Origin of the sequence: Halococcus thailandensis JCM 13552 (assembly GCF_000336715.1) — an archaeon.
Taxonomy (GTDB): Archaea; Halobacteriota; Halobacteria; order Halobacteriales; family Halococcaceae; genus Halococcus; species Halococcus thailandensis.
In genome coordinates this window covers 25,206-31,205 of sequence record NZ_AOMF01000100.1, presented here as the reverse complement: position 1 = coordinate 31,205, position 6,000 = coordinate 25,206, and the positions used below count along the sequence as shown (strand labels likewise).

General features: G+C 57.3%; 2 protein-coding genes and 1 pseudogene. All 3 read right to left on the bottom strand.

All coding sequences use genetic code 11. The annotated features are described in order from the left end of the window. Nucleotides 1-908: 908 nt before the first annotated feature. Nucleotides 909-1,995: pseudogene (locus tag C451_RS04520) on the bottom strand (MFS transporter). Nucleotides 1,996-2,358: 363 nt separating this feature from the next. Continuing rightward, on the bottom strand, nucleotides 2,359-3,732 hold the full coding sequence (locus tag C451_RS04515; protein WP_080503489.1) for an MATE family efflux transporter: 1,374 nt from the start codon (nucleotides 3,730-3,732) through the stop codon (nucleotides 2,359-2,361). A gap of 485 nt (nucleotides 3,733-4,217) precedes the next feature. Beyond that, nucleotides 4,218-5,210, bottom strand: coding sequence for a transcription initiation factor IIB (locus tag C451_RS04510; RefSeq protein ID WP_007738188.1), 993 nt, complete (start codon nucleotides 5,208-5,210; stop codon nucleotides 4,218-4,220). Between the last annotated feature and the right edge of the window lie 790 nt (nucleotides 5,211-6,000).

The window sequence follows — 6,000 nt, the reverse complement described above, 5'->3', positions numbered from 1 at the left end:
TCTCCACAGAGAACACCCATATAGAGGGGCTGAGAGGAGATAACGTTGCAGTTCTATCTGGGTACGGATTTACTGGATGGTCCACTCAGTACCTTGCTAAGCTCTCGGTTGACTGTTTCTAAGATCTTGAATCCAACCAAAGAGTGATCGCGAGCATCTGCTGAAGACACTGCTCTGGACCCGAAATCACCGAACCAGTTGCGGCCGACGGCATTCCGTCGCCGACGCAACGGTGTGGCCACTCACCAAGCACGGGGTCGTCGGACGATCGCCCTCAGAACCGCTCTCTATCCGCCTCGAACGCGCGTTTTCGTGGCATCCCCTGCTCCTCAATCGTCTCGCCTCGACACTCGCCACATAGCACGGTTTCTCGGTTGTGTTGGACCACGACGTTTGTCTCGCAGCGCGCGCAGATCACTACTCTCTCTTCACCGGCACGGGCGGCTTCCGCAAGCTTCCGCGCGCGAGCACGGCAGTCCACCCATGGCCCGGCCGGTTCCTTCCAAAGGCTCACGCGCCCGCGCACAGATCTCTCCACCTTCTCCATCCGGGATGCACACTTCAGCCACGACACGCTTCGGGGGACCCGGGTCAATCATCGACTCGTCAACGGGAATTGGTCACCGCTCGTCTTGAAATTCTTGGCCCTTCAGAATTTCGCCACCTTGTCACTGAAATATTACGCTTCGGCACGGTCGCCGCGAGGTCTCCGTTGCACCACCCGCTGCACCTCGCTGACGGCGCTGACTGTTTACTCGTACTTAGCTCTCTAATCCCGAGTACGCTTGCGAAATTCGACTTTTGGACGAGTGTGTCTCCGGAGTCGTTGGTTTCGGCGAGCCTTGTGTAATTCTTGGTCTTCCGGGATCAGCGAATTGTTACACAAGGTAGGCAGAACCCGACCCGCTCTACTCTGTTTCACTGGGGAGTCGGAGAGTAAGCAGCGTGACAAGCGCCATGAGTAGTGCCAACGAGAGATAGCCTTCATCAAAGAAGCCACGTTCGGCAATTGCGCCGAAGAGCACCGGACCTGTCGAGGCCAACAACGAAGCGCTTGATCGGACGGCTCCCAGTCCAGTACCCTCTATCTCCGGTGGGATCGTCTCTGAAAGGTACGACTGAGTGATAGCGCCTGAACCGAGCATCGAACTGATCAGAACCGTATCCCCTGCAAGCAACCAGAATCCATTGAGAAACGGCAGCAGAGCAAACCCGATGATNAAGTACGAGTGGCAGCGAACGCCGAATACCGATCACGTCGTATGCAACGCCAGCAAGCGGCTTGGCAGCGATACCGAACGCGAAAAACAGACTGAACAGTGCGCTTGCTGCCGTTGAGGAAAATCCCTTCTCGTTGATCAGATATGTGGGATAAAACGCCGAGAACGTCTGCAAGACACCGATATACAGAAACAGAATAATCGCCATGACCACCAAGGTTGGATGGTAAAGCTCCCGGAGAACGGTCCTTGCCCGCTGGAGAGACAGCTCCGTGCGTGCTGTGTTCGACGAGACGCTTGATGGAAGAACTCGCCAAACAGCGATCGCAACAACCACGAGGAGTGGCACGACAAAGACGAGACCCACCTGCCACGTGAGACCGATGAGAGTGCCAGCAACCAACGGCAGGACTGTCTGACCAGTGTCACCCGCCGCCATCGTTATTCCCAGCACACGACCGATGCGATCAGGGTAGAGATCCGAAAGAGCAGTGATCCGTGCGATCGGGTACAAAGACAGCCCGACGCCGATCAATCCAGTTGCAGCGAACAGGGTCCATGTCGTCGGAGCGAGAACCACCAACGACACAGCAACAGTGACGATTACCAATCCCGTTGTCAATATCGTCCGCTCACCGTATCGGTCAGCAAGAACACCGCTTGGTACCTGACCGATGGCGTAGGTGACCCAGATGAGCGTTACTAACAGCCCAGCAGTAGTGAGAGTAAGATCAAAGCTCTCGCTCAACGATGGTAACAACACCGGATAGATCATCCGAGTTCCGTTCAGAAGGCCCCATCCGAGAGCAATCGCGATCAGCTTCTTTCCTTTTCCATCGGCCCATAGTGAGCCTATTTCCTGTTGTAGAGAAGGCAGCGTATCCATTAACTCCAGTTGTTCGCTTGTAGCCAACCTAGTTGCAAAACGCTTGCAGTGCCAGCACAAAAATCCGGTTGTCATATCGCCTTGGTCAATGTGGTCAGTAGTGGGATGAGAAAGCTGTCGGGAGTTATGTATAACCTGATGGAAACAGTCGACCACGAATCGAGAGAAAGGGAGAGCCGAAAGTAGTTACCGTCCTAGGACCATCCCCGGTGCCAAGACAGACGGTAATTATCTACGCATCACTCTATGATATTACGCTGGGGCGTCGGGGCGGTGCCGCCGGCTGACCTGTTTCCACTTGTCGGTGGCGAAGCGGTAGTAGTTGAGCACCGCCGGTATCGTCGTTTCGGCGAGGAAGGCAAGATACAGGCCGTAGAGACCGAGTGAGGTCGTTGCACCGAGGTAGGCTAGCGGGATCGCGACCCCGAAGATGCCGAGCGCCTGGCTGTAGAACGGCCACTCGGTGTCGCCGCTCGCATCGAGCGTGCCGGCAGCGGACCCCGAAACACCCTTGAGGACGATCGCAACGCAAGCTGCAGAAACCAACGACACCGCGACCGAGATCACGGTCTCGGAGCCGCCGCCCGCGAAGGTGGCGACGATGGGTTCGGCAAGCACGAAGACGATACTGGCCGAGACGACGTAGACCGCGACCGCGAATCGCACGATCTCGCGGCCGTACGCCTCGGCGGTCTCCTCGTGGCCACTGCCGAGTGCCTGGCCCACGAGGCTGGAGGAGGCGAGACCGAACCCCCAGCCGGGCGTGTTCATCAGCCCCCAGATCCGGCGCGCGATCACGTACGCCGCCACGACTTGCGGGCCGAACAGCGCAACGATCGCGAGCATCGGAAACTGCGCGATCGTCCAGACGAGTTTCCGACCGACGACTGGGGTTCCGATGTCGACGAGTTCGCGGACATCTCCGAGATAATTCCCCCACGGATCGATCTGCACTGGAAGCTCGCCGAGACCGGGCAGCCGCCCCGCGACGAGCCCGCCAGCGAAAATCCCGGTCACGAGTGCATTCGAGAGCACAGTACCAATCGCCGCGCCGGCGACTCCGAGATCAAGCCCAAAGATCAGCACGCTGTTGATGATGGCGTTTGCAATCGCACCACCCGAACGGAGGATCATCGGCGTCCTCGCATCGTCGACGCCGAGGAACACCCGACTCCCGATGAGGTTGAGCGCCGCAAAGGGAATGCCAAATGCCACGATCCGGAGGTAGGTCGCGCCGAGCGCGACCGCCTCGGTATCGTTGCTCAACAGCGCGACGAGATCGCCACCGAAAACCCAGAAGATCGCGATGAGCGGGAGCGTGATCGCTACTACGACGACGGCGCTCGATCGCACGGCTCGATCGACCGCGCCGAGGCGCTTGGCCCCGTAACGCTGGGAGACCAGCGCGATCGTCCCGGCAGCGATCCCGCCGCCGGCGGCAAACGCGAGCCCCCAGAAGGGACTCGCAAAGCCCACACCGGCGATACCAGCGGAGCCAACCGCGACCCCGACCATCGCGATGTCGACGGCGTTTTTCGACATCCGGGCGATGCCGGTAAGGATGCGTGGCCACGCGAGGTGGGTCGTCCGGCGTGCCCGCTCTGGTTCGATAAGATTGGCACGCACGAGCGCAAGGCCAATATACAGTACGATGACTCTGAGAGGGTTTGAAAGACGGACCACTATGTACAAAGACACTACTCGATGAGGGAATATAGTCTTTTCTTTCCTATACCCCCTTATTCTATTTATCGTTATATATCCGAGAACGTTTCTGATTCATGCTAGCATTTATCATTGTACAGCGTCGGTTACGCAGTTGCTGAAAACGTGTTATAAAGGGGTTCCCACAGCAATTTGCGTGAAACCAACGGACCGACCCGTGAAAGCGTTTGATCTCGAGTTACTCGTCGGTTGGCATGATCCGAATCTGATCGTTGACGTAGTAGATTCGACCTCGGTCATCGAGCACCTCTCGGCCCACTTTCAGTGCCTGCCCAAATCACACTCATCCGTTGTGCGTCGGGTGGTTTTGCCGAGCAGTCGATCTTCACCCATGTCTGGTTTTCGGAACCGCTCATGCAGAACTTCTCTGCCAGTGTCGAGTTAGCTCACGGAACTTGTAGATCTTCGCCGATTTCGATCAAGTCTTGGTATCGGTTGCGGATGGTGGGCTTCGAGATATCGGCCACTTCGCCAACGGCTTGCTGAGTGACTTTCTCGTTCGTGAGCAATGCTCCAGCGTAGACCGCAGCAGCTGCAAGCCCGACAGGATTCTTCCCGCTCAGATAGTGTTCCTCAGTTTCGATCACTGTTGTGAGCAGGTCGCGGCTCCGTTGCTCGGCTGCCTCGGAGAGATCGAGGTCCGAAACCAATCGAGGAATGTAGTCCAACGGATCCGCAGGCTCGATTTCGAGTCCTAGCTCGCGGGTGAGGTGGCGATACGTTCGTGTGATCCGGAGCTGTTTGATGCGAGAAACAGCAGTGACTTCATCAAGCGATCGGGGGATACCGGCCTGTCGCGCGGCGGCGTACACCGCAGCAGTGCTCATCCCCTCAATCGACCGCCCACGAAGCAAGTCGTCATCAAGTGCCCGGCGATAGATCACGCTCGCAGTTTCACGGGTCGATTGTGGTAGACCGAGAGCGCTCGCCATCCGCTTGATCTCACCGAGGGCGTGCTTGAGATTGCGCTCTTGGGGGTTGGTGGTCTTCGAACGGGTATGCCACGTTCGGAGTCGGTTCATCTTCTGGCGCTGGCGGCTCGACAAGCTGTTGCCATAGGCGTCCACGTTGCGCCAGCCGATCTCGCTCGAAACACCGTCGTCGTGGAGCATCTTCGTCGTGGGTGAGCCGACGCGCGAGCGCTGCTCGCGTTCGTCGGCCGTGTGAGATCGCCACTCGGGACCGTGATCGATCTCGTTCTCATCGACGACGAAGCCACACTCGACGCAGGCAGTCTCGCCGTGCTTGTGATCGTCTTCGAGACGACCGTCGCACTCCGGACAGGTGGTGAGTGTCTGTTCGGTGGTGGTGTGTTCGGTCTCGGTTGTGTCCGTGCTGTCTTTGCTCACCTCGCGTTCGGTTTGTCTGGTATCGACCATGGGTAACTTCCAGGGAGATCGAAGTTGCTGTTTAATGGCTTGTTCGCTCAGTGGTATAAAACACGGTGTGGCATGGCCGCCAGTGGTCTGGTACGTCTCGCTGATGAGTCAGCATTTCTGGAGCTGTGGTCTGTCGGTGCATTCACTGCGCAGTTGTGTCGCCATTGCTTAGATAACCCCGACACCCCCACATCAGATATCCAACCGAACCAGAAAAGAATTGACGCGAGAGTGTCTGAACGGCGGTTGAGATGAGCGAGGATGTCGTAGTTATACTACAACCCCGACATCGGCTGAGAGTGACCCTGCAAATCGTGAAAACAAATGGGAAGGAATACGGTCAGGTCTGATTCTCCTATGCTCTGAGTACGTCCCCCGCACCAGCCACCATAGACGACGCGAAGACAGATACCATAGATGCCATTATCAACAGGAAGACGCTTGTTTTGATGACGACTGCCGGATCGCCCCCGAAGATTGCTAGGTCGATCGTGGCTATAGCCATAACCATCATGATCACCAGCCCTCGTACCGACTTCCCGACATAGTACCTCAGTGGGCGGGTTTTGCGGAGGTGGCTGCGATGGGACTCAACATACCAATTTTCGAGATAGGCCCGTGTAGCACACCACAGAACATAGGAATATCGATCAGCAACATCGCTCCCGCCGCTACGATTTCTCCTTGGCCGGTCGCTTGCAAGACCGATAGCGGACCTCCAACTACTGCTACGACGACGAAAGCCAAGCTTGCCACAATCCTCCCGACAGGTTTCATAGATATCATCGAA

What these genes read in the sequence shown, in the direction of transcription:
- C451_RS04510 (WP_007738188.1), bottom strand. Translation starts at nt 5,210, where the DNA reads ATGGTCGATACCAGACAAACCGAACGCGAGGTGAGCAAAGACAGCACG.